This window comes from Chthoniobacter sp. (assembly GCF_040003245.1).
GTDB lineage: Bacteria > Verrucomicrobiota > Verrucomicrobiia > Chthoniobacterales > Chthoniobacteraceae > Chthoniobacter.
Map to the genome: position 1 here is coordinate 1 of NZ_JBDUCX010000057.1, position 21,972 is coordinate 21,972.

General features: G+C 61.0%; 18 protein-coding genes and 1 tRNA gene. 9 read left to right on the forward strand and 10 right to left on the reverse strand.

The features are described from left to right. Nucleotides 1–144: 144 nt before the first annotated feature. Complete coding sequence (gene tnpA, locus ABJF10_RS09980) at nucleotides 145–600, reverse strand: IS200/IS605 family transposase (protein ID WP_348544412.1); 456 nt, start codon at nucleotides 598–600, stop codon at nucleotides 145–147. A gap of 401 nt (nucleotides 601–1,001) precedes the next feature. On the opposite strand from tnpA, the gene ABJF10_RS09985 reads away from it, so the two are divergent. The 5 genes from ABJF10_RS09985 to ABJF10_RS10005 all read left to right on the forward strand — a co-directional run bounded on the left by ABJF10_RS09985 (nucleotide 1,002) and on the right by ABJF10_RS10005 (nucleotide 7,589). Next, complete coding sequence (locus tag ABJF10_RS09985; protein ID WP_348544413.1) at nucleotides 1,002–2,132, forward strand: trypsin-like peptidase domain-containing protein; 1,131 nt, start codon at nucleotides 1,002–1,004, stop codon at nucleotides 2,130–2,132. A 12-nt stretch (nucleotides 2,133–2,144) separates the two neighbouring features. Next, nucleotides 2,145–3,077, forward strand: a complete 933-nt coding sequence (locus ABJF10_RS09990) for an ATP-binding cassette domain-containing protein (RefSeq protein ID WP_348544414.1) — start codon at nucleotides 2,145–2,147, stop codon at nucleotides 3,075–3,077. Nucleotides 3,078–3,162: 85 nt separating this feature from the next. Further along, nucleotides 3,163–3,918, forward strand: coding sequence for an ABC transporter permease (locus tag ABJF10_RS09995; protein ID WP_348544415.1), 756 nt, complete (start codon nucleotides 3,163–3,165; stop codon nucleotides 3,916–3,918). 35 nt (nucleotides 3,919–3,953) lie between these two features. Next, nucleotides 3,954–5,492: a GldG family protein gene (locus tag ABJF10_RS10000; protein WP_348544416.1), complete on the forward strand. Its 1,539-nt coding sequence runs from the start codon at nucleotides 3,954–3,956 to the stop codon at nucleotides 5,490–5,492. A gap of 24 nt (nucleotides 5,493–5,516) precedes the next feature. Further along, nucleotides 5,517–7,589, forward strand: coding sequence for a DUF4340 domain-containing protein (locus ABJF10_RS10005; RefSeq protein WP_348544417.1), 2,073 nt, complete (start codon nucleotides 5,517–5,519; stop codon nucleotides 7,587–7,589). On the opposite strand, the gene ABJF10_RS10010 is transcribed toward ABJF10_RS10005, so the two are convergent. After that, nucleotides 7,590–8,285 carry a ubiquinone/menaquinone biosynthesis methyltransferase gene (locus tag ABJF10_RS10010; RefSeq protein ID WP_348544418.1) on the reverse strand — a complete coding sequence of 232 codons (696 nt, stop codon included), beginning with the start codon at nucleotides 8,283–8,285 and terminating at the stop codon, nucleotides 7,590–7,592. It lies immediately after the preceding gene. A 109-nt stretch (nucleotides 8,286–8,394) separates the two neighbouring features. On the opposite strand from ABJF10_RS10010, the gene ABJF10_RS10015 reads away from it, so the two are divergent. Then, nucleotides 8,395–10,026: a response regulator gene (locus tag ABJF10_RS10015; protein WP_348544419.1), complete on the forward strand. Its 1,632-nt coding sequence runs from the start codon at nucleotides 8,395–8,397 to the stop codon at nucleotides 10,024–10,026. A gap of 204 nt (nucleotides 10,027–10,230) precedes the next feature. On the opposite strand, the gene ABJF10_RS10020 is transcribed toward ABJF10_RS10015, so the two are convergent. Next, a tRNA-Leu gene (locus tag ABJF10_RS10020) sits at nucleotides 10,231–10,315 on the reverse strand. A gap of 223 nt (nucleotides 10,316–10,538) precedes the next feature. Between ABJF10_RS10020 and ABJF10_RS10025 the strand changes: the two genes are divergently transcribed. Next, nucleotides 10,539–11,651 carry a GDSL-type esterase/lipase family protein gene (locus tag ABJF10_RS10025; protein WP_348544420.1) on the forward strand — a complete coding sequence of 371 codons (1,113 nt, stop codon included), beginning with the start codon at nucleotides 10,539–10,541 and terminating at the stop codon, nucleotides 11,649–11,651. 19 nt (nucleotides 11,652–11,670) lie between these two features. Here ABJF10_RS10025 and dnaN read toward each other — a convergent pair whose 3' ends face one another. From dnaN to ABJF10_RS10040, 3 genes are all read right to left on the reverse strand, one after another. Further along, on the reverse strand, nucleotides 11,671–12,765 hold the full coding sequence (gene dnaN, locus ABJF10_RS10030) for a DNA polymerase III subunit beta (RefSeq protein ID WP_348544421.1): 1,095 nt from the start codon (nucleotides 12,763–12,765) through the stop codon (nucleotides 11,671–11,673). Nucleotides 12,766–12,857: 92 nt separating this feature from the next. Then, entirely contained in the window at nucleotides 12,858–14,252 is a 1,395-nt protein-coding gene (gene dnaA, locus ABJF10_RS10035) for a chromosomal replication initiator protein DnaA (protein WP_348544422.1), read from the reverse strand. 435 nt (nucleotides 14,253–14,687) lie between these two features. Then, complete coding sequence (locus ABJF10_RS10040; RefSeq protein ID WP_348544423.1) at nucleotides 14,688–16,445, reverse strand: sodium:proline symporter; 1,758 nt, start codon at nucleotides 16,443–16,445, stop codon at nucleotides 14,688–14,690. 157 nt (nucleotides 16,446–16,602) lie between these two features. Here ABJF10_RS10040 and ABJF10_RS10045 point away from each other — a divergent pair, with 157 nt between their 5' ends. Further along, nucleotides 16,603–16,860 carry a hypothetical protein gene (locus ABJF10_RS10045; protein ID WP_348544424.1) on the forward strand — a complete coding sequence of 86 codons (258 nt, stop codon included), beginning with the start codon at nucleotides 16,603–16,605 and terminating at the stop codon, nucleotides 16,858–16,860. A gap of 211 nt (nucleotides 16,861–17,071) precedes the next feature. Here the strand turns inward: ABJF10_RS10045 and ABJF10_RS10050 are convergent, their stop codons facing one another. Beyond that, entirely contained in the window at nucleotides 17,072–17,785 is a 714-nt protein-coding gene (locus ABJF10_RS10050; RefSeq protein WP_348544425.1) for a hypothetical protein, read from the reverse strand. A gap of 7 nt (nucleotides 17,786–17,792) precedes the next feature. Continuing rightward, nucleotides 17,793–19,103: an amino-acid N-acetyltransferase gene (gene argA / locus ABJF10_RS10055; protein ID WP_348544426.1), complete on the reverse strand. Its 1,311-nt coding sequence runs from the start codon at nucleotides 19,101–19,103 to the stop codon at nucleotides 17,793–17,795. Nucleotides 19,104–19,252: 149 nt separating this feature from the next. On the opposite strand from argA, the gene ABJF10_RS10060 reads away from it, so the two are divergent. Then, nucleotides 19,253–19,864 (forward strand): response regulator transcription factor, encoded by a 612-nt coding sequence (locus ABJF10_RS10060; protein WP_348544427.1) that lies wholly within the window; start codon nucleotides 19,253–19,255, stop codon nucleotides 19,862–19,864. A gap of 30 nt (nucleotides 19,865–19,894) precedes the next feature. Here ABJF10_RS10060 and ABJF10_RS10065 read toward each other — a convergent pair whose 3' ends face one another. Both ABJF10_RS10065 and ABJF10_RS10070 read right to left on the reverse strand, forming a co-directional pair. Further along, a complete protein-coding gene (locus tag ABJF10_RS10065) occupies nucleotides 19,895–21,199 on the reverse strand; it encodes a hypothetical protein (protein ID WP_348544428.1) in 1,305 nt (434 codons plus the stop codon). Continuing rightward, nucleotides 21,196–21,972 carry a zinc ribbon domain-containing protein gene (locus ABJF10_RS10070; RefSeq protein WP_348544429.1) on the reverse strand — a complete coding sequence of 259 codons (777 nt, stop codon included), beginning with the start codon at nucleotides 21,970–21,972 and terminating at the stop codon, nucleotides 21,196–21,198. Before ABJF10_RS10070 ends, ABJF10_RS10065 begins: the two co-directional genes overlap by 4 nt.

Below are 21,972 nucleotides of genomic sequence, written 5' to 3' on the forward strand. Positions count from 1 at the left end.
GAAGTCGTCTGCTTCAGCTTACCCAATTCTGTCCGAAAAATCGATACAGGCTCACAGAGCGAGGAACGAGCGCCGCCCTGGGTGTAATCCAAAAACGGGACCAGCCCCAACGGGGCGGGACAAATCACTGAGAACCATGCTGTTTCAATCCCAGACGTAGCGCTCATCGATCTCCAGCCCGTGCTTTCGAAACAGCGCGCGCAGTTCATCTTGAAACGAAACCTTTCGGTGATGTTCCTCTTGCATCGCGATGTATGCGCGAACCTGCTCGACATTGGATTGGCTCACGGAAAACGCGCCATATCCCGCCTGCCAAAAGAAATCCTGATAAGTTGCCCCCTGTTCTTTCATCCATTTCGAGGAACTTTTCTTCGTCTCTTCCACCAGCCCGGCCACCGCGATGGTGCGGGCAAGATTACAGAGAATATGCACGTGATCCTCGACCCCACCGACGCGGATGGGGTCGCACCCAAGCGCTCGCATGACGCCTGCCATATAGCCATGCAGCCGCGCGCGGAGTTCCGAGTCCTTGAGAAACGGGACACGATTCTTCGTACTGAAGACGACATGCAAAACAACGCGGGCCAAAGACTGCGGCATGACAGGCCGATATATTGTTACGCCCCGGTGGGGCTTGCCGATCTTTCTTTCCAGACCCAGGGCGGCGCTCGTTCCTCGCTCTGCCCTGGGCTGGCTTGTGGGCGGGCCTTTGGCCCTCACGGATGAACTTGAACCGACGCACCTTCGTCTCTGGATGGGTCATCGCACGCACAGCCGCTCGAATACAGAACCGCACTTCGCAGTCGAGTTGTTTACCAGTTCCTCATTTTGCCGAGAATCTGATGTCAAGGAAGCACGGTGTTTTTTACATGTCCGGCCTGACGCGCAAAGAAATCGCCGTATTCTTTACGCATCGTTCGATGAAATCTGGAGTTGCAGCGATGTTCAAAAAATTTGAGCGTTTGCGTATTTACTTTGTCATATCTCACCCCGAACTCGAAATGACCCTTTTTCCGAAGCTTCTCGTCCTGGCTGCCGTATCCTTCGCGACTACGGTCGTTCATGCCCAGACCGACCCCGCCGCGGAGCCTTCCGTGCTCGCGGTGGCCAAGGCCATGCCGGCGGTGGTGAACATCAATACCGAGCGCGTGGTGCAGCGCACGGTGCAGGAACCATACGACCAATTCTTCAACCAGTTTTTCGGCGGGGCCATGCGGCGTCCGCGGGTGCTCTCGCAGAAATTGCAGAGCCTGGGGTCGGGGTTCATCGTCGATCCGGCGGGTTACATCGTGACGAATGAGCACGTGGTGCAGCGGGCGGCGGAGCTAAAGATCTCGGTGACCACGAATGACGGGAAGACCTACAACGCCCGGTATGTGGCCGGTTCGCAGGAGGCGGACCTGGCCTTCCTGAAAATCGATGCGCCGCAGGCCCTGCCCTTCATCAATCTCGAGCAACTCTCGCCCAATCTCCTCGGCCAGACGGTGCTCGTGCTGGGCAATCCGCTCGGCTACGGCAGCTCCGTGGCGCGCGGCATCCTGAGCGCGAAGAACCGCGCGGTGACGGTGGACGACGTGGAGTATCGCAACCTCATCCAGACGGATGCGGCGATCAATCCGGGCAACAGCGGCGGACCGGTGGTGGACATCAGCGGCAAGCTGGTGGGAGTGAGCTCGGTGAAGATGGCGTTCACGCCGCAGGGCGTCCCTACGCAGGGCCTCGGCTTTGCCATTCCCGGCGAGGTCGTGCGGCAGCGGGTGCTCGAGTTCAAGGACATCGCCTCCGGCAAAAAAGTGGTCAAGGTGGAGAAGAAGGCGCTGGCGGGAAAATTCTTCGGGTTGCAATTGCAGGACCTGACGCCGGAACTGAGCGAGACGACCGGTTACAAGGTCGGGACGTGCGTGCTGATCGCGGATGTGGAGCAGGGTTCGCCGGCGGAACAGGCCGGGATGAAACGAGGCCTTGTCATCGCCCAGATCGGTCGTTATCCAGTCACGTCCTCCAAGCAGATCGAAGAACTGCTGGCCCCGATTGATACGGGCTCGGTCGTTGATTTTTCCGTGGGCGTCGTGCGGCGCATCCGCGGACAGGCGATCCAGCAAGTGCAATCGGTCACGCTGACCGCACGCTGATTTTATTTCCCCATGATCAAAGTCGAAAACCTCACCAAGCGATACGCGGGCATTACCGCGATCAACAACCTCAACTTCGAGGTGGAAAAGGGCGAAATCGTTGGCTTCCTCGGGCCGAATGGCGCGGGCAAGAGCACGACGATGAAGATCCTGACCAGCTACCTGCCGGCCACCTCGGGACGCGCGACCATTGCCGGGTTCGACGTCTTCGAGCAATCGATCGAAGCGCGCCGGCACCTCGGTTACCTGCCGGAAAACACGCCGCTCTATACCGATATGCGCGTGAACGAGTACCTGCGCTACCGGGCCAATTTGAAAGGCGTGCCTGGCCGCAAGCTCAAGCAAGCGGTGGGCGACGTGGTCGAGCTCTGCAACCTGCGCGACGTGGAGCGCAAGTTGATCGGCGCGCTTTCCAAGGGCTTCCGCCAGCGCGTGGGCCTCGCGGACGCACTGGTGCACGACCCTGAGCTGCTCATCCTCGACGAGCCGACCATCGGCCTCGACCCGAACCAGATCCGCCAGGTGCGTGAGTTGATCAAGAACCTCGGCGGCAAGCGCACGGTGCTCATCTCCACGCACATCCTGCCGGAGGTGGAGATCATGTGCTCCCGCGTGATCGTGATTCACAAGGGCAAGATTCGCGCGAGCGACACCGCGGAGAACCTGCTCAAGAATCAACGCACCGCCGGCAGCATGCGGATCGAGGCCAAGGTCGGCACCGACAATGCGGCGGCGGACCTGGGCCGCCTGCCCGGAGTGAAAGACGTCTCCGTGGAGAAGGATGGCGACTACAGCATTTTCCAGCTCCGCCTCGAGGCCAACACCGATCCGAGCGAGGAAGTCATGCAACTCGCTTTCAAAAGACACTGGATCGTGCGCGAACTCATGCGCCGCCGGCCCACGCTGGAGGACGTGTTCGTCGAACTGACCCATTCGGATAGCTGACCAGCAGCGCGTCACGCCGCCGTCCGCATCTCCGTCCCCACGCCGGAATGTCACCGCAAACCTTCCCACCTTTTCTCATCACCCCATGAAAACCTTCCTTACATTGCTCAGCCGCGAGGTGAAGTCCTTCTTCTACTCGCCCATCGCCTACGTGGTGCTGTTCTATTTCCTGTTCCTCTCCGGCTTCAATTTTTACAGCCAGGTCTCGATCATGAACGGCTTCCCGACGGAGGTCACGATTGTCGAGGCCTTCTTCATGCCGGCCCTGTTCTGGTTCCCCTTCGTGCTGAGCTTCCCGCTCATCACCATGCGCGTTTACTCCGAGGAGTTTCGCATGGGCACCTTTGAAACGCTGACCACGGCGCCGGTGAAGGACTGGCAGGTGGTGCTGTCGAAATTCTTCGGCGTCTTCATCTTCTACATCATCCTCTGGGCGCCGACGCTGATCTCGTTCGCCTCGTTCCAATACATCACCGGCAAGATGGCGGTGAATGCCGCCGGCGCCTACTGGGGCACCTATCTCCTGCTGCTGCTCATGGGCGGCTTTTTCGTCTCCGTCGGCTGCCTGGCCTCGGCCTTGACCAAGGACCAGATCAACGCCGCGACGATTTCTTTCACCACCGTCACGCTGCTGCTCTTCCTCGGGTTCATCCCGGATATCGCGAACCTCACGACGCCGGGCATCAAGGACCTCTTTGCCTACGTTTCCTGCATCCAGCACATGGGGGATTTCTCCAAGGGGATCATCGATTCGCGTCCCATCGTCTACTACGTCTCCATGACCGTGCTGATGACGTATCTCACGCTGCAAGTGTTCCAGTATCGCAAGTGGAAGGCCTGATCCCGCGCCCCTAATTCTCACTCCTCTTTTCTCCCATGGCCACCTCCTCTACTCCCGAAGCCACGCCGAAAGTCGTGAAGATCCAGCGCTTCCAGATCGGCTTGAATGTCATCATCCAGACGCTCGTCGTCCTCGGCATTCTCCTAATGCTCAACTACGTCGCCTTCCGGCACTTCAAGCGCTGGGACTTTTCCCGCGACAAGAAATATGAGCTCAGCTCGCAGACCCGCAGCCTGCTGAAGAACCTCGATAAACCGGTGAAGGCGGTCGTCTTCTTTTCCAGCGCCGCGGAGATCGCGCCGGACGTGGCGAACCTGCTGCGGGAATACGAGTATGCGTCGGACAAGAAATTCCAGGCCGAGTTCGTGGACCCGTACCGGAGCCTGAGCCGCGCCCAGGCCTTGCAGACCCAATACAAATTCGGCGCGAACGAAAACATCGTGATCCTGGATATTGCCGGGAAGAGCAAATTCGTGAACGCGGCGGACATGGCGGACTTCGAAATGCCCGACCAGATGCAGGCGATGATGGGCCAGTCGCAGCCGAAGCTGAAGGATTTCAAGGGCGAGCAGGCCATCACCAGCGCCCTGCTCGAACTCACCCAAGGCAAGGCGAACAAAGTCTATTTTGTGGAAGGCCATGGGGAACCCGACCTCCACTCGCAGGACCTGAAGGTCTTCACCGAAAGCCTCAAGCGGCAGAACATCCAAATCGCCCCGCTGAATCTGCTCAACGTCAACAGCATCCCGGAGGACGCGCGCAGCCTGATCATTTGCGGGCCGAAGTACGACTACTCGGAACTGGAAGTGAAGCTGATCAACGATTTCTGGGACAAGAAAGGCCGTCTCTTCGTGCTGCTCAATCCCTTTGCCAAGACCGACCGCCTGACCGTCTGGCTGAACGACCAGGGCGTGGTCCCGCAGGACGATCGCGTGCTGAAAACCGGCACCTTCCTGAAAATGGACGACGAAGGAAAACCGCAGCTCACCACCGGGGTGATCGCGGATCCCGCCTTCGTGATCCTCGACAGCCACACGAAGATCACCAAGGACCTCGAAGGACTGAGCAAGAAGTTCCTCGGCACCACCCAGTCGCTCCAGCTCGACCGTTCGCGCGAGGTCATCGCCAAGGTGCACCTCATTCCCCTGCTCCAGTCCGGCGAAGGATTCTGGGGCGAAACGGACGTGGCAACGGGCGATGAAAAGGTCTTCTTCGACCCAAAGAAAGATCACATCGGCCCGCTCAATCTCGCCGTGGCGGTGGAAAAGGGCGGCGTGGACGACAAGCGGGTGAAGATGGACAGTTCGCGCCTCGTAGTGGTGGGCAACGCCGAGTTGCTCAGCAACAATGAGTACCGGCAGTCGGAAGGCGTCTCCAACGACCTCACCGTGAATGTCCTCAACTGGCTGCTCGATCGCGAGGACGTGATCGGGATTCCGCCGAAGGAAAAGAAAAACGTGACCCTGAGCCTCGACGAAAAACAGCTCGCCAGTCTCAAGCTCACCCTGATGGGAATCATTCCCGGCATCGTCGCCCTCTTCGGCCTGATCAACTGGTGGATGCGCCGCTCTTAAGCCCCCCCCTTCTCCCCCTTTGCCATGAAACTGAAAAACACGCTTATCCTCTTTATCGCGGCGCTCGCGATTTACGCGTTCATCCACTTCTACGAAAGCAAGCAGCCCACGTCGCAGGAGGCCACCGACCGCGCGGGCCGCGTGGTGCAGTTTGACCGCGACAAGATCACCGGCATCACGATCAAGAACACCGAAACGAAAATCGACCTGCGCAAGAAAGACGGCGCCTGGTTCATCGAGGCGCCGGTCAAGGACCGCGCGGATTCGATGGCGGTCAATCAGCTCTTCACCACGGCGGAATCGCTAAAATCCGAAGACTCGATCCCGACGGACAAGGATGGTGGCAAGGACATGCTCAAGGATTTCGGGCTGACGAGTTCCGATACGCGGCTGACTTTCACCGGCGGCGACAAGCCGGTGGAGTTGATCCTCGGCAAGGACGCGGCGGTGGAAGGCAAGATTTACGTGCGGCTCGACGACTCGAAGACCGCGCACGTCATCGGCAACGACCTGAAAACGCAGATCTCCAAAAAGGTGGACGAATTCCGCGACCACAAGCTGACCGACGTGATCGCCACGCAGGTCAACAAGGTGCAGTTCAAGACCGCGGCGGGCGAAATCGAACTCGCCAAGAAGGACCAGCACTGGTCGCTGGACAAGCCTTTCAAGGCGCGCGGCAACGACCAGAAAGTCGGCGACCTGATCTCCCAGGCGGCGAATGCCCAGGTGGACTCCTTCGTCACGGATACCTCGAATCTCGCGTCGTTCGGCCTGCAGGAGCCGCGCGGCACGTTTTCGTTCAGCACCGAAGGCAGCAAGGAGCCGGTGGTGCTGCAAATCGGCAAGGCGCTGGAGAAGGACAAGGAAAAGATCTATGTGAAAGTTTCCACGCGCAACGCCGTGCTCGTGGTGCCCAAGACGGTCGAGGCGCTGCTCGATACCAAGCCGAACGACGTGCGCGACCGCAATCTGGTCCGCTTCACTTCCGATATCGTGGACCGGATCAATATCGAGAGTCCGGGCAAAGAAAAGATCGTGCTGGCCCGCAAAGGCGAGTCGTGGGTGCGCAAGTCCGAGGGCAAGGATGTGCCGATCAATGTGGCGGCGGCGACGCGCTTGATGAGTGAATTGCAAAGCGCGCAGGTCGTCAATTTTGCGGCGGATGTCGCCACGGAATTGCCCAAGTATGGGCTCGATCAGCCGTCGGTGACGGTCACTCTCAGCTCCTACTCGTCGGAGAACACGGCCGAGACGAAGGCCGGCGAGAAACCGATCGTGTCGATCCTCTTCGGCAAAATCGAGGGCGACAATGTCTACGCCAAGCTCGATGACGAGCCGTTCGTGGTGAGCATCCCGCGCGGTTTCCTGAGCTTTGCGATGACCGATCCGCTGCAATGGCAGGAGCTGACCGTCTATAAGAACAAGCCGGAGGACATCACCGCGCTCGAGATCGCCCGCGAAGGGCAGCCGACGCTCACGCTGGAGCGGGACAAGGAGAAGGACAAGAATTGGGTGCTCGCGAAGGGTGACGGCAAAATCAACCAAACGAATCTCCAGTCGATGGTAAATACGCTGGCCAGCCTGCGCGCCGTGCGCTGGGTGGGCGCGGCGACTCCCGAACAGGGACTCGCGCAGCCCAAGATCACGGTCTCGTTCAAGACGGCCGCCGGCGGCGGGAAGCTCCTGATTGGCACGCAGACGCCGGACATGCTGAACTACGCCTCGGCGGAGGGATTGACGGGGACATTCGCCTTGAGCCAGCCGGACGTCACCGCATTCCAATTGCCCTTCATCGAAGGAGCGCCCGGAGCGGCGCCAGCCACGCCGTCGGCCGCACCCGGAGCAGTGCCGACCGCACCTCCCATCACGCCACCGGTTCCAGATGTGCCACCCGCGGCACCCGCCCCAAGTCCAGCCGCTCCCGAGCCCGCGAAGCCAACCGCTCCGCCCACTTTGAACCCGGCGACACCCCTCGTCCCGCCGGCTCCGACCGCACCACCCGCGCCTACGGTTCCCGCTGCGCCACCTGCGGATGCACCTCAACCGGCACCTGCGCCAGCACCTGCATCCCCGGCTCCGGCTCCTCCGGGAAATTAATCAGCGCTTCGCCGTGTAGAGGGACACGATCCCTCCGCTGAGCGGCTGATGTTCGGGGTCACTAAACCCCGCGTCCTCCAGCAGCACGCACATGACGGGGCCTTGCGGGAATTGCTCGATGGAGTCGCCCAGGTAGTCGTAAGCCGCTTTCTTTCCCGTCAGCAGGGCGGCGACGCGGGGCAGGACGTGGTGCAAATAGGGGCGGTAAACCCATCGCAACGGGGCCAACGGGACGGAGAAATCGAGGATCAGGACGTGCCCGCCCGGGCGCAAAATCCTTCGCATTTCTGCGAGTGCTTTGGGCCAGGAGGCCATATTGCGCAGGCCGAAGGCGATTGTGACGGCGTCAAAAGAGGCTTCGGGGAAGGGTAGCTGGAGGCCATCGGCGGTGACGAGATGTTCGAGTCCTTTCCGGCGCGCTACAGAGAGCATAGGCCGGCAAAAGTCCGCCCCGACGACCAAGGCCCCGGGGCAAGCCCGCCCCAAAGTGATGGCCAGGTCGCCGCTCCCGGTAGCCAGGTCGAGAATCCGGGCTGGCTGCCAGGCCCGGATGAGGCGCGCGGCCCGGCGGCGCCAGAGAAAATCGAGCCCTCCACTGAGTAAATGGTTGGCCAGGTCGTAGCGCTCGGCGATCTCGCCAAACATCGTCTGGACGAACTGGCTCTTCTCTTCGGGAGGTGGCAAAGTGGACGGCATGGGCGGATTTCTAACTATTGGGAGAAAATGGGGGGAGGGTACAACACGTGCTCCCATTCAAAGGCGCCCATTCCGGGGAAGTATTATGCCCCGGAGGAGTGGGCGTCCCATGACCAACGATTACCTCAGCAAAGCCAAAGTCCTGATCGTCGATGACGAGCCGGCCAACGTGCGCTTGTTGGAGCGAATCCTGGCGTTGGCGGGATGCCATCATGTGCGCTGCACTACCGATCCACGGCAGGCGCTCGCTCTTTTCCTGGAAGTGGAGCCGGACATCGTGCTGCTGGACCTGAACATGCCCCATATGAACGGATTCTCCGTCCTGGAGCAACTCAAGGCGGCGATCCCCCTGGAAGATTATCTCCCGATCCTGATTCTCACCGCCGATATCACCGTCGAGACCAAGCGCAAGGCGCTGACCAGCGGCGCGAAGGATTTTCTCACCAAGCCCCTCGACCATGCCGAGGTCATCTTGCGGATTCAGAATCTCATCGAGAACCGCTTCCTGCGCCTGAGCATGCAGCGGCACAATCTGGATCTCGAGCGGCAGGTGCAGGAGCGCACGGCGCAACTGGAAGACACCTTGCACGAGTTGCAGAACACCCAGGAGCAGATCGTGAAACAGGAGCGACTGCGCGCGCTGGGCATGATGGCCGGCGGCATCGCCCACGATTTCAACAACGCGCTGACCATGATGCTGGGCTACGGTGAATTGCTGCACCCGTGGCTGGAGGAGCACGGCTCCAAGCGCGAAATCACCTACCTCGATCACATCGTCTCCGCCGCGCAGGATGCCTCGCACGTCGTCAGCCGCCTGCGCGAATTCTATCGCCCGGCGGAGGACAACGAAATCCGCCTGCCGGTGGATTTGAACGACGTGGTGGAGCGCGTCATCTCCCTCACCTCGCCGAAGTGGAAAGGGAAAAGCCGCGCCGCGGGAGTGCAGATCGAAGTCATCAGCCACCTGGCGAAGATTCCGCCGGTCGCCGGAAATGCGGCCGAATTGCGCGAGGTGCTGACCAACCTGGTTTTCAATGCGGTGGACGCGATGCCGAAGGGTGGCACGATCACTCTCGCCACGCACGAGGAGATCGACGGCGCGACCGTCTCGATCACGGACACGGGCATGGGCATGACGCCGGAGGAACGCGAGCGCTGCCTGGAACCCTTTTTCACCACCAAAGGCGAGCACGGCACCGGACTCGGGCTGGCCGTGGTGTATGGCATCGTGCAACGGCACAAAGGCACGATCGAAATCACCAGCGAGAAAAATTTCGGCACCACGTTTTCCATTCGCTTCCCCGCCACGGACGAGGCGGAGGCGGCGGCCAAGCCGGAAATCGCGCGGCTCGACCGGACGCTGCGGGTGCTGGTCGTGGACGACCAGGAAATCATTTGCGAATTGATCGCCGAATACCTGCACAGCGATGGGCATTCGACCGCCTGCGCCTTCCGGGGGGATGAGGCACTGGAGACTTTCCGCAAGGGCTCGTTCGACCTCGTGCTCACCGACCAGGCCATGCCGGCGATGAATGGTTCGCAACTGGCCATCGCGGTCAAAGAACTTTCACCGGAAACGCCCGTGATCCTGCTGACGGGGTTTGGCGATGAAATGATGGCGGTGGGCGGCCATCCGCCCGGGGTGGACATGGTGGTGGGCAAACCGATCAGCCACGCGGATCTGCGACAGGCAGTTTTTCAGGCATTCACCGCCCACAAGAAGCTGGCCAGCGTCGCTTGATTGGAGCGCCAAGGGAAGGCGTCCTCAGCGCATAGCGAGCAAGGGCGGGATTGGGCAGTTCGCAAGTAGCTCGAAGCTCCAGCTTCGGTTTTCGTCCCGCTCCAAAACCACCACTGCGAGCAACACGGCCGATTCGAAGCAGGAGCTTCGAGCTACTATGTCGTCCGCTACCACGGCACGAACCATCCCTCGATTGAAAAGAGATGGTGCTCACGAGAGGACTCGAACCTCCACGGGTTGCCCCATACGGTCCTGAGCCGTACGCGTCTGCCAATTCCGCCACGTGAGCATTTGTCTCCCACCACCGGCTTTCCGGCAGCGGGAGGGGCACATTATGCGTCCTTCAAAAAAGCGCAAAGAGAAAAGTGTGGGATCGTGGAGATGCTTGCGCAGGGGGTAGTTTCGACACGACGCCCTCCCGTCTTGCACTCGCGAAAGGTCGCCGACGTAATGCTCAGGCATCCTATTCCTCCCATCCGTCTCATCTCCTCCTACGCTACCCCCACCTCACCATGATCCCTTCTGCATGCCGCGCCCTTTTCCGCTGGAGCCTTTGGAGCCTGCTGGGCCTGTGCAGCGCGCTCACCGGGCACGCCCAAACGAAGGCCGGCCTGATTCGCCCCGATGACCCCCGGATCGGCTATTCGGATTACGTGCACCTGGAATTTGTTCCATCGCCGCTCGATCCGGCGGCGAAGCTCGCCCGGTTCGACCGGCTGCTCGACATCCCGGCAAAAGGGTATCGCTGGGACAACCCCGGGGCGCGCATCCGTTTCCGCACCAACGCGGCGAACGTGAAGGCATTGCTTTATTTTAACGAACTCCACATCTCCTCGAGCGCGCGGAACAGCCGCGGGCTCTATTACATCGATGGCGTGAGCCAGCCGGAATGGACCATCCACACCAAAGCGACGCCAACGCGGCGCGAACCCGAAACGGTCGAGGTGCCGATGGCCGCCGGGGGCGCGGCCGGTTTTCACGATTACGAATTGGTCCTGCCCTACGGCGATTCCGTGGATTTCCAAGGCCTGGAGGTGAATCCCGACGCCCGTTTCGAAGCAATCCCGGCGCGACCGGCGAAGCGCTATCTGGCCTATGGCGATTCGATCACGCACGGTTTCACGGCCAGCGCCGTGGACAAGAGCTACGCTTACCTGGTCGCGCAAAAAAATGGCTGGCAGTTGGTGAACCTCGGGTTGGGCGGACGCGCCTCCAATGTTTCCGACGCCCGGGTGGTGGCCTCGCTCAAAGCGGATGTGATTTCGGTGTTCATCGGCGTGAACGACTGGCAGGGAGGCGGACCACTGGAGCGCTACCGTTTGAACATGATGGGCTTTCTTGATGCCCTTCGCGCTACGCAGCCCACCGTGCCAATCTACTATGTGACCTCTTTGTGGGTGCCTCCATCGTGGAATCCGAAGGGGCAGGTGGCCGTTTTGGAAAGCTACCGCCAGGTTGCGCGGGAAATCGTGGCCGCACGAAAGGATCCGAATCTGCATCTCGTCGAGGGACCGGAATTGATCGACCACGACATCGCTTTGTTCGACGCCACGCCGGTCCATCCGAATGACAAGGGCTTTGCCCAGATGGCCGAACGGCTCGCCCCGCAAATGCGGCAGCCGTAGAGAATTCGTGAATGCCGCTCTAGCTGATGCGCATCGGCATCAGCACGTAGAGGAAGGGGCTCTGGATCTTGATCACGCCCGGGCTCATCTCGTCGATCATGTCGAGGTAGACCTCGTCATTGGTCAGCACGCGCAGGGGTGCCTGGAGGAATTCGGGGTTGAAGGCGATGGAGAATTCCCGGCCCTTATAGGCCACGGCCAGCGATTCGCGCGCTTCGCCGACGTCCGGCGTATTGGCGGCGATCTCGATATTGTTTTTCGTGAAGACGAGCTTCACCGAGTTCGATTTCTCGCTGGAGAGCAGCGCCACGCGATGCACGGCGTTGAGGAACAATTCGCGCTCGAGCGTGACACGCTCCTTGGCTTCCGCCGGGATGACCTGGCGATAGTTCGGGTAGTTGCCTTCGATGAGCTTGGAAGCGAGCAGCGTGTCGCCGATCTGGAAGGCCACTTGGTTTTCCTCGACGCTCAAGCGCACGTCGCCCTCGTCGCCCAGCAGGCGGCCGAGTTCGGTCACGGCCTTGGTCGGGACGATGATCTCCACTTCCTGGCTGCGCGGAAATTCCACTTCGATATCGACCATCGCGAGCCGGCGGCCATCGGTGGCCACGAGGGTGAGCTTGTTTTCCTTGAACGAAAACAGAATGCCGTTGAGCACGTAGCGCGTCTCGTCGGTGGAAATGGCGTAGGAGGTCTTCTTCAGCGCGTCGCGCAGGATCTGCTGGCCGATGGTGAAGGTGCGCGCGTCGGTCTGTTTCGGGAGCGGCGGAAATTCCTCCTCGGGCAGGCCGAGGATCTTGAAGAAGCTCTGGCCGCAACGGATCGAGGCGACGTTCTTGGAATCGACCTCGACGATGATCTCCGCTGCCGGGAGCTCGCGCACGATATTGGCCAGACGGCGCGCGGGCAACGTGGTCGCACCGGGCTTTTCGATTTGCGCGGTGATCGCTCCGCTCACGCCGACATCGAGGTCCGTTGTGGTCAGCCGCAATTGATCGCCTTCGGCTTGCAGGAGGACGTTGGAAAGGATGGGGAGCGTCGTGCGCGTGCTGACTACATTTTGCACAGTCTGCAGGCCTGCGAGGAGCTTCTCTTTGCTGACGCTAAATTTCATAGGGAAAGGGTTGCGCTTAGATGAATGATTGCGCGGGGTGACGCAACCCTTTTTCCCTCTGTGCGCGGCGGAATGTCAACAACGGTCGGTGATCAACGCGTGAGCTGGCTGTCGAGGAAGCCGACGATCTGCCGCGTGCGCTCGTCCTTGATCATGCGATCCTTCACGAGCCGATGCGCGTGGAGGACGGTGCCGTGATCGCGGCCGCCGAACGCTTCGCCGATCTCGTTGAGCGAAGTCTTCGTCAGCTCGCGAGCGAGGTACATGGCGATCTGCCGCGGGAAAGCGATGTTCGCCGGGCGGCGTTTGCTGGTCATGTCCGCGAGCCGGACGTCGAAGTGCTCGGCCACGCGGCGCTGGATCTGGTCGATGGTGATCGCGCGGCGCGCTTCCTCGTTGAGGATGTCCTTGAGCAGGTGCTCGATCTTTTCCATGCCCGGCGCGCGGCCGTCGTTGAGCGACACGTAGGAGGCCACGCGCATGAGCGCGCCCTCGAGTCGGCGGACGTTGGTCCGGATGCGCTCGGCGAGAAATTGCAGGATCGAGTCGTCGACCTTGATCTCGACGCTCTGCGCCTTCTTGCGCAGGATGGCGACGCGCGTCTCGGTGTCGGGCGCCTGGAGCTCGGCGGTGAGACCCCATTCGAAGCGCGAGACGAGGCGCGTCTCGAGATTGGCGATTTCCGAGGGCGGGCGGTCGCTGGAGAGGACGATCTGCTTGTGGCCGTCGAAGAGCGTATTGAACGTGTGAAAGAATTCCTCCTGCGTGCGCCCCTTGTCGGCGAGGAACTGTATATCGTCGATGAGGAGCACATCGGCCTGCCGGTAGCGCTTGCGGAATTTGATCAGCGTATTGTTCTGGATGGCGTCGATGAATTCGTTCGTGAACGCCTCGCTGGTGATGTAGACGACCTTGATCTGCTTGCGTTTCGCCACGATGGCGTGGCCGATCGCGTGCATGAGGTGCGTCTTGCCCAAGCCGACGCCGCCGTAGATGAAGAGCGGGTTGTAGGTGCGGGCGGGCATCTCGGACACCGCCTTGCAGGCCGCATGCGCAAACTGATTGTTCGGGCCGACGACGAAGGCGTCGAAATTATTGCGGGGGTTGAAGCCATTTGTGCCGGCCACGGGCATCTTGGTCTCGAGCGGATCCGGTTTGGTTTTGGGCACGAGGGCCGGGACTTTTCCCGGCCGGGCAGGCACAGTTTCATCCGGAAACACGTATTTGATCCCTCGCGGCGAGCTCAGGGCCATCATCACCACACTACGTAGCTGGGTCTGATAGTTACTCTCGATCCACAATTGATAGATATTGTTCGGAACGCGCAGAGTAAGCGTTTTGTCGTCGAGTTCCACAGGCTCAATATCCCGAAACCAACGGTCGTAAGAATCGGGACTTACCTCACCTTTGATCTGTGCCGAAATCTCCGCCCAAAGGGCATTCAAACCGGCTGAATCCAGTGATTTATCCACAGCAGTTAAGGTCATTTACTATTAGTAACTTGGGTTGGGGAAACGTGTCGGCAGGTAGCGACATGTCGAGAGAAGATCAAGCAGATGCAGTCCCGGAGGCAAAAAGGAGAGCGCAGTGCAAGTCACTGCTAATCAGCATCTTAAAATCAGAACACTTGTGGAACACAGGTTTCCAAAGGGTTGAGGGCGCGAACGAACCGCGAGCCAAGCAATGGAGCGGCATCGCGAGAAGTTGGTTAAAAAGGGGTATGTTGTTCACAAGTTATTCACAGGTGGGGGTGGTCCTCCCTGCCGTTCGGCTGGAGAGTAATTTTGGGGCGAAATCGCGACAAGGTTATTTGCCGAAATTGCCGAAATATATTTTCGAAAAAATCGACTTTGGAGTTGACCCTCTACGAGACCACGAAAACGCCGGGGGCGGCCGCCGATCTTGTTAGCTACGCGTGCGTATTACCTGACCGCCGCGGGCTCTTTGGCGGCGTTGCAATCGGTCCGAAAACAAAGCGCTACCGCAAACGTGACAACCGTGCCGAACGCAATGCGCCAGGGGAATTCGATGATCGGCATCCACGGGGACGGGACGTAGAGAGACCCGCCGAACATCTTCGCCACGTCGTTGGGCAGATTGCTCAAGATGGCGACGACGACGAAGCCCACGGCCATGGCGAGGAGATTGCCGCGGCAGTTGCCGCGGGTCTTCGTCGTCATGCCCACGAGGAAAATGCCGAGGAGCGAGCCGTAGGTGTAGCCGAACGAGCCGAGCACGATCGGGATGATGCGGATCTCGGGATGGGTGAGTTTCACCCACGCGGTGCCGACCCCCACCCCTGCGAGCAACACCGCGAACCCCGCGGTGCTCCAGCGCGCCGCGACCATCTGTTCGTACTGCCCGGCCTCGCGCCGGAAGAGGCCGAGGTAGAAATCGCGGGTGAAGCTCGTGGCCAGCGCGTTGAGCGCGGTGCTCAGCGAACCCATCGCCGTGGCAAACAAACCGGCGGCCATGATCCCACGAATGCCCGGGGGCAATTCCCGCAGGATGAAGTTCACAAAATAGTCCCCTTCCGGCCGCCGCGCGGCATTCGCCGGCAGGTGGTAATAGACCCACAGCAGCACGCCGATAAAGGTGAAGCTCAAGGCCACCGGAATATCCGCCAACCCTGATAGGATCAGGCTGCGGCGGCTGCGCCGGATGTCCGGCGCGGTCAACATGCGCTGCACCATATCCTGGTCCGTGCCGTGGGTGGCCATGGTGACGAAGACGCTCGCGATGAACGCGGTGAAGATGGTGTATTCCGTCTCCAGCACCTTCTTCACATTGCCCCAAAATCCCAGGGCGGCGCGTTTGACCGGATCCTTCTCGATCCCGCTGTCCCAGAAATCCAGGGCCGTGACGGCGGTGGTGGCGGATTCCGCGGCGACCGTCGCATAGGCCTTGTCGTGCGCCTCGGCGGCGGAGAGCTGGTTGCCGGCGACGCGCAGGATGTCCTGGGTGCGCGCCTGCACCACTTCAGCGTCGACCGGCGCGGTCTTGACCTCGCGCGTCACCGCCTCCCAGCCGCCGACGGAATGCCAGAGCGTCCAGGTCGCATAGAACATCGCGCCGAACATGAGGACGACTTGCAGAAGATCGGTCCAGACCACCGCCTTGATGCCGCCAAAGGTGGTGTAGATCGCCGTGATGAGGACCAGAAAGCCGACCGCGCCGACGTAGAGCAGCAAGGTTTCGTTGCGGTTCGGATGCACGTCGCGGATCAACTGCCAGCCGACGACGAGCAGGATGGCCGGGACAAACATGCGCGAGCCACTGGCCAGCGCGCGCGTGATGATGAACAGCAGCGAGGACGCGATCTTGGTGCTCTGGCCGAAGCGCACCTCGAGGAATTCGTAGATCGAAACCACGCGCAGGTCGTAAAATCGTGCGATGAAAAGGTAGGCCACGATGATGCGGGCGAGGATCGTGCCGATGGCGAGCTGACCGTAGGTAAAGTTCCGTAAGCCATACCCTTCCCCGGGCGTGCCGAGGAACGTGCCCGCGCTGACCTCGGCGGCCATGATGGAAGCCAGCACCGCCCACCACGGGATGTTGCGGTCGCCGACCGCGAAGCCTTCCATCGAGCGTTCGCCGCGCCCTTTGTACAGGCCGATGGAGATGACCAGGGCGAAGTAGGCGAGGATGACGAGGCCGTCGAGCAGCCAGGGATTGGACATAAACAAAGCGCCGCCAGCAGGCGCGTTTTCCGCCAGCGAGGCGAGCAGAAAATCCGCCAGCGAAGAAGAGCACCCGACGTGAAATATTCCGCAATGGAGCCAATGGAACCAATGGGGCCATGCACCTTTTGCGCCGGGTCATGCCATACTTCCCCACATGAACTCCGACGATTCTCATTGCCCGCGCCACGGCAAGGCCGCCCCCTTCCCGCTGGCCATCTGCCCGGAACTCCATGAACGCCTCGCCACGGGCGAACGTCGCCAGCGCCTCGTCAAATGGCTCAATTCCGTGCCCGATGCCGGAGGCATCCCGGCGCCCATCGCCGGTGGTCGAGCGCAGCGACACCACCGGAAACGATGGGGGAAACGGCCCACCCCAAAGGGGGGCAGCCATGGCTCGATTCAAGCCGATTGAAGGTAAATCAAGGCAATCAAGGTGCGAGAAAACTGGCAGCAGCAACAGAAAACCGCGCCCGAGGGCCGATGCGCGTCAAGAGGTTCCGAGGTGAAGAAAGGGACGCCGATTTAAGGTGCCTTAAGCCTATTTAAGGTGCGAGTTTTTTATAACACAGGCCGCACCCCCCATGGAGTGCTCCCGGCGGCCATCCAAAAGGACCATCCCAGCGTCACTTGGGCAGGGTCGGCGACGGGGGATATTGACGCTGAAGCCTCTCCGGTTGGGCGGTGGCGGCCTGAAGCTGATCCTTATAATAAAGGCGCACGAGGTAGCCGAAGTATTTCCGGGCCTCGGGCTTCGTGGTCCCGGCTTTCGGTTTCGGGAGTTGATACTCCACGGCCAGGTCCTCAATGCCCGCTTTCTTCCAATCCGCCGGCGGATTGACCCAACGGGAATTCACGTTCGCGCTGGTCTGGACGACCTTCTGACCACCGATGATATCGTAGAACAGAACGTGCACGACCAAATCGCGTGCCTCGATATGGGAGTCGGGCCGCGCCTTGATCGGAATGTGGAGCGTAAAGCGTTTGATGGCCTCGTCGTCGCGCTGCTCCTCGCTGGTAACGGGGAGGAGGCTCAACGTGGCGTCCGGCACCACGACGCTGGCACTCGCAGGGTTACTGTTGTTTCCGATCTCAAAAGGCCCGACATGCACCCGGTCGGAAGCCCCCTGCGGCAACGGGGAAAGCCGGTGGACCGATGAAATGAAATACAGAACGAGGCAGCCCGCCACGCCCACAACCAACCCAGCAACGAACGCCAGGCCAAGTTTCCGGCGGCCCATTTCCGGCGCGTCGAGCAGAACGCCCCCGGGCAAGATTGGCGGCTCGGACCGGCGCGCCGGCGAAGACAACGGCACGGCAGTGAAATCGGGATCGCTCATGGCGAGGCTACCCCCGCGAAGCTTCGGGCGGCGCCACGACGCTCACGGTCTTGACCATCACCTTGGATTTCCGGGCGCTGGCGTCGTACTTCTTGCGGCGCTCGGGCGGCAGGATGTCGGGCGTCGCTTCGGCATAGCCGCCCTTTTGCTGGAAATAATTGAAGGTCCGGGTGGAGAGCGCCATCACCTGTTTGATCCCCTTCTCCGCCGCCAATTGCTCGGCGAAGGCCATCAACTTGCGCCCGTACCCCTGGCCTTCGGCGTTCTTGTGCACGTAGAGGCAGGCCAGCTCGGCGAGTTCTTGTTCCGGGTAAATGTGGAGCGCGACGCAGCCGACGAGGTTCCGGTCGATCTCCAGCACCCAATAATCCTCGAGGTGCGCCACGATATCGACGCGCGTGCGTTTCACCAACTCCTCGCTGTCCACGGATTGCCGGATGAGCGTCATGATCGCCCGCACGTCCTTTTTGAAGACGCGCCGGATCTGCTGGTACTCGTTGGAGTAGACCATCGTGCCGATGCCTTCCTGGCTGAAGATCTCGCTGAGCAGCGCTTCGTCGTTCAGTCCATTGAGCAGATGCACCCGCGCCACTCCAAGGCGGCAGGCGCGTGCGGCGTGATCGAGCTTCGAGAGCACGCCCGGGTCGGCGCTGCCCTTTTTCTTTTTCACGAAATCCTCCGCTTCCGGGATCGAAAGCTGGCCGACCAATTCGCCGTCGACCATCACGCCATCGCTCGCGGACAGGAACAAAATCTTCATGGCCTGCATCGCCTCGGCGACTTCGAGGGCGATGCCGTCGGAGTTCACGCGGAAGGTCTTGCCCTCCCCATCGTAGCCCAGCGGCGGGATGAGCGGGATGATGCCTTCGTTGAGAAAGAGGTGCAGCGACTTGGTGTCCACGCGCTCCACACGGCCGGTATGGAGCTGGTCCACACCGCTGAGGATGCCGGCGGGATGGGCGATGATGGCATTGCCATAGGCCGCCCGCAGGTCCACCGAGGTGAGGCCCTGCATGATCTCGTTCATCACGTTCGTCACCGCCTCGAGGCTCACCTTGAGGGTCGGTTCATCGGTAATGCCGGTGCCGTCCGCATTGGAAATGGACACGCCCCGTTCCGCGGCGAGCTGTGCGATCTGCATGCTGGCGCCATGCACGAGAATGACCTTGATGCTCAGCGAGCGCAGCACGGCCAGGTCGAGCAGGATATTCGCGAAATTCGGCGAGGCCACGATCTCGCCGTCGATCGCGACCACGAAGATGCGCTCCCGAAATCTCGGGACGTATTGCAAGATGCCGCGGAGATCGGAAACTTTCATCGGTCAGGGAATGCGACGAAACGACAATTCCGCCCGGGAGCAAAGCGGAAAACGAGGATTCCGCAGGTTCTTCCGGTGCGCGGCAAAAATACCCACGCATTTCTCACGTGAAATTCGATCTCTGTCAGACGATAGCTCCTAATCCAGGCATGAATTCCACGATCAATCGTATACTCGTTGCGGAGGACCACTACGTTTCGCGACACTTGCTCGAGCGCAATTTGCAGAACTGGGGATTCGACGTACTCACGGCGCAGGACGGTGCGGCGGCGGCGGAGATCCTCGCGGGCCCGGACGCGCCCTCGCTCGCCATCCTGGACTGGATGATGCCGGTGATGGACGGCGTGGAGGTCTGCCGGCGCGTGCGCCAGAACCGGAATAGCCCGTATATTTACCTACTGATGCTCACGGCCAAGAGCCAGAAGGACGAAATCGCCGCCGGGCTGGACGCCGGCGCGGACGATTATGTGATCAAGCCTTTCGACCCCGACGAATTGCGCGCACGCCTCAAGGTGGGGCAACGCGTGGTGGAGCTCGAACGCGCCCTGGAAAAGCGGGTCAAGGACCTGGAAACGGCGCTCAACGACGTGAAGCGCCTGAAGACCTTGCTGCCCATCTGCATGTATTGCAAAAGCGTGCGCGACGACCGGGACTACTGGCGGCAGATCGACGAATATATCTACGCGGAGACGGGCACGGACTTCTCCCACGGCATCTGCCCGGCGTGCATGGAGAAGATGTCGAAGGAATTGCAGCTCTGAGCGGAGGCAGCAGCGACGCGTGCAGCGCCCTCAAAACTGCTTTTCGAGTTCGTCGAGGTAGCGTTCGATGGGGCCTTTTTGCTTCCGCGCCTGGTCGGAAAGCTCATTCACCGTCTTGAGGTAATTGTCGAAAGCCCCGCTCTTGGTCTTCATCTGCGTGGCCTCAAACCAGTTCAAGTAATCGGCGATCTCCGACATGCGTTTTAAGACGAACGCCCGGTATTCCTCCACTTTCGCCAATCGCTCGCGCATCCCGCGCGTTTTTCCCCGGGCGAGCAAGGCGAAGATCTGTTCGTAGTCGGTCACCACCGGCCGCAGCAGCGCATTGCCCCGCGTGCCCAGTGCGATGATCTCGGCATGCCGGTTGCCGAGCGTGATCCGGCTGGATGGCAGCTTCATGAACTGCGCGTAGTCACTCACCGCAAAGGTCTTTTTTTCGCCCTTCTTGTTGATCACGAATTCGATCTGCAGCAGAGGCGTCAGCAGCTTGTCGGTTTCTTCCGCGGTCAGGCCCTCGAAACGATCGGCCGCGGCATAACGGGCGAGATTGATGGTCCACCATTTCTGCAAGGTCTGCGAGTTGCCGGCCACGGCCGGAAATTCCTTGGCCAGCAGCGCCATCGGGTCGCCATTGCTCTGCGGCCAGTCGCGCACGAGGTGGGCGAGGTTCAGGTGCCCATCGGGCTGCTCCACGAGCATCTGCAAGAGCCCCATGGCCAGGGCGCGATCCACCGACAGTGCGGTGGGACCCAGTTCCTCCGGCTTCTCGCGCAGGAAATTTTCGATCGGCGGCAGATGGTTCGTTTCCACCAGGCGCCGGAAGAGATCGCTATCGATGCCGGCGTCGCGGCGGCGCTCCATCTCGATGAGCCCTTCCAACACCCACCACGGCGCCTCCACGTAGGCGGTGCCACCCTCCACGGGAATCCCCCGGTAGGCATACTCGAGCAGGAGCGCCCGCAGCATGACTTTCTGCATATTCACGGCACTGGGATCGCGGCCGATCTTCACGTTGATCTCGATCTTTTGTCCCCCGGCCGTATCGACCAGCCGCAGGACCGCGGGCGGGGCGACCGGGTCGGAAATTTCCGCGGGGTCGAGCGTAATGACGATGGGGATTTTCCACAGACCGGTCCCGCCGAGCAGTTCCCTGACGTCCTGGGTCAGTTCATCCGCATAGCTCGCCACGCGCTGTCGCAAGCGCACATCCGAACTGAAGATGACGAACTGCTTCGACTTGCTGACGCTCTGCTGCCGGAAATCCACCGCCCGCGCCGGGAGGCCAAGGATCACCGCCAGCGCCGCCAACCACCCCACTGGGGCGCGGAGGTTCATCGCGGGGCGTTCATCCCCTTGGTCACCAGGTCGACGCGGCCCTGCTGGACGCTGACGCTGAGCATCTTGTCCATCTGCTTGTGCTCGCGGGCGAGCGAATCCCAGAGGGTGCCGAAAGCGTAGTCCGCGTACTGCATGAGCTGCGGGTCCACGGCGAGCTTGCCGAAGGCGCCACCGACAATGGTCGGGGCGAATTTTCCATCCTTGATCTCGAGCTTGTAGTCGATGCGCGAGAAAGTGGGATAACCAAAGGCGGATTGCTCCGAATAAATGCGCAACGCACCGGGCAGGCAGGCCACGTAGGCATGCACCACCTGGACGCCCGGCACCATGGTGTCCTTGGTCTTGATCGCCCGCTTGAGATAGTTGTTGATATCAGTATCGCTGAAGGAGACGCGGGCGGGCGTGGGCGAGCCGAGCGCCTCCATCATGTCGCTGTTGATCATGCGCTCCGACTCCACCTTCTTCAGTTCGGGCAGGTCATCGGGCTTCTGGAGGATGAGGAAGACCGCCGCGATCAACGCGGAGAAGAAGGCCACCTTGAAGAACATCTTGATCTCGCGTCCGACCGTCCCGGATTTCGGGTTGGTCATCTTGGCGATGCGTTTTTTAGCCGTGTCGGGGTTTTCCTGCGTTTTCTCCGCCGCTTTGGGCAGGAGAGAGCGGTCCAGTTTCGCGCCGCAATTATGGCAATAGACGCGCTCTGGCTCATTGGCATAGCCGCACTGTTCGCAGGGCAGCGTGGGAGCGGGGGCGGGAGGATTCGTAGCCAT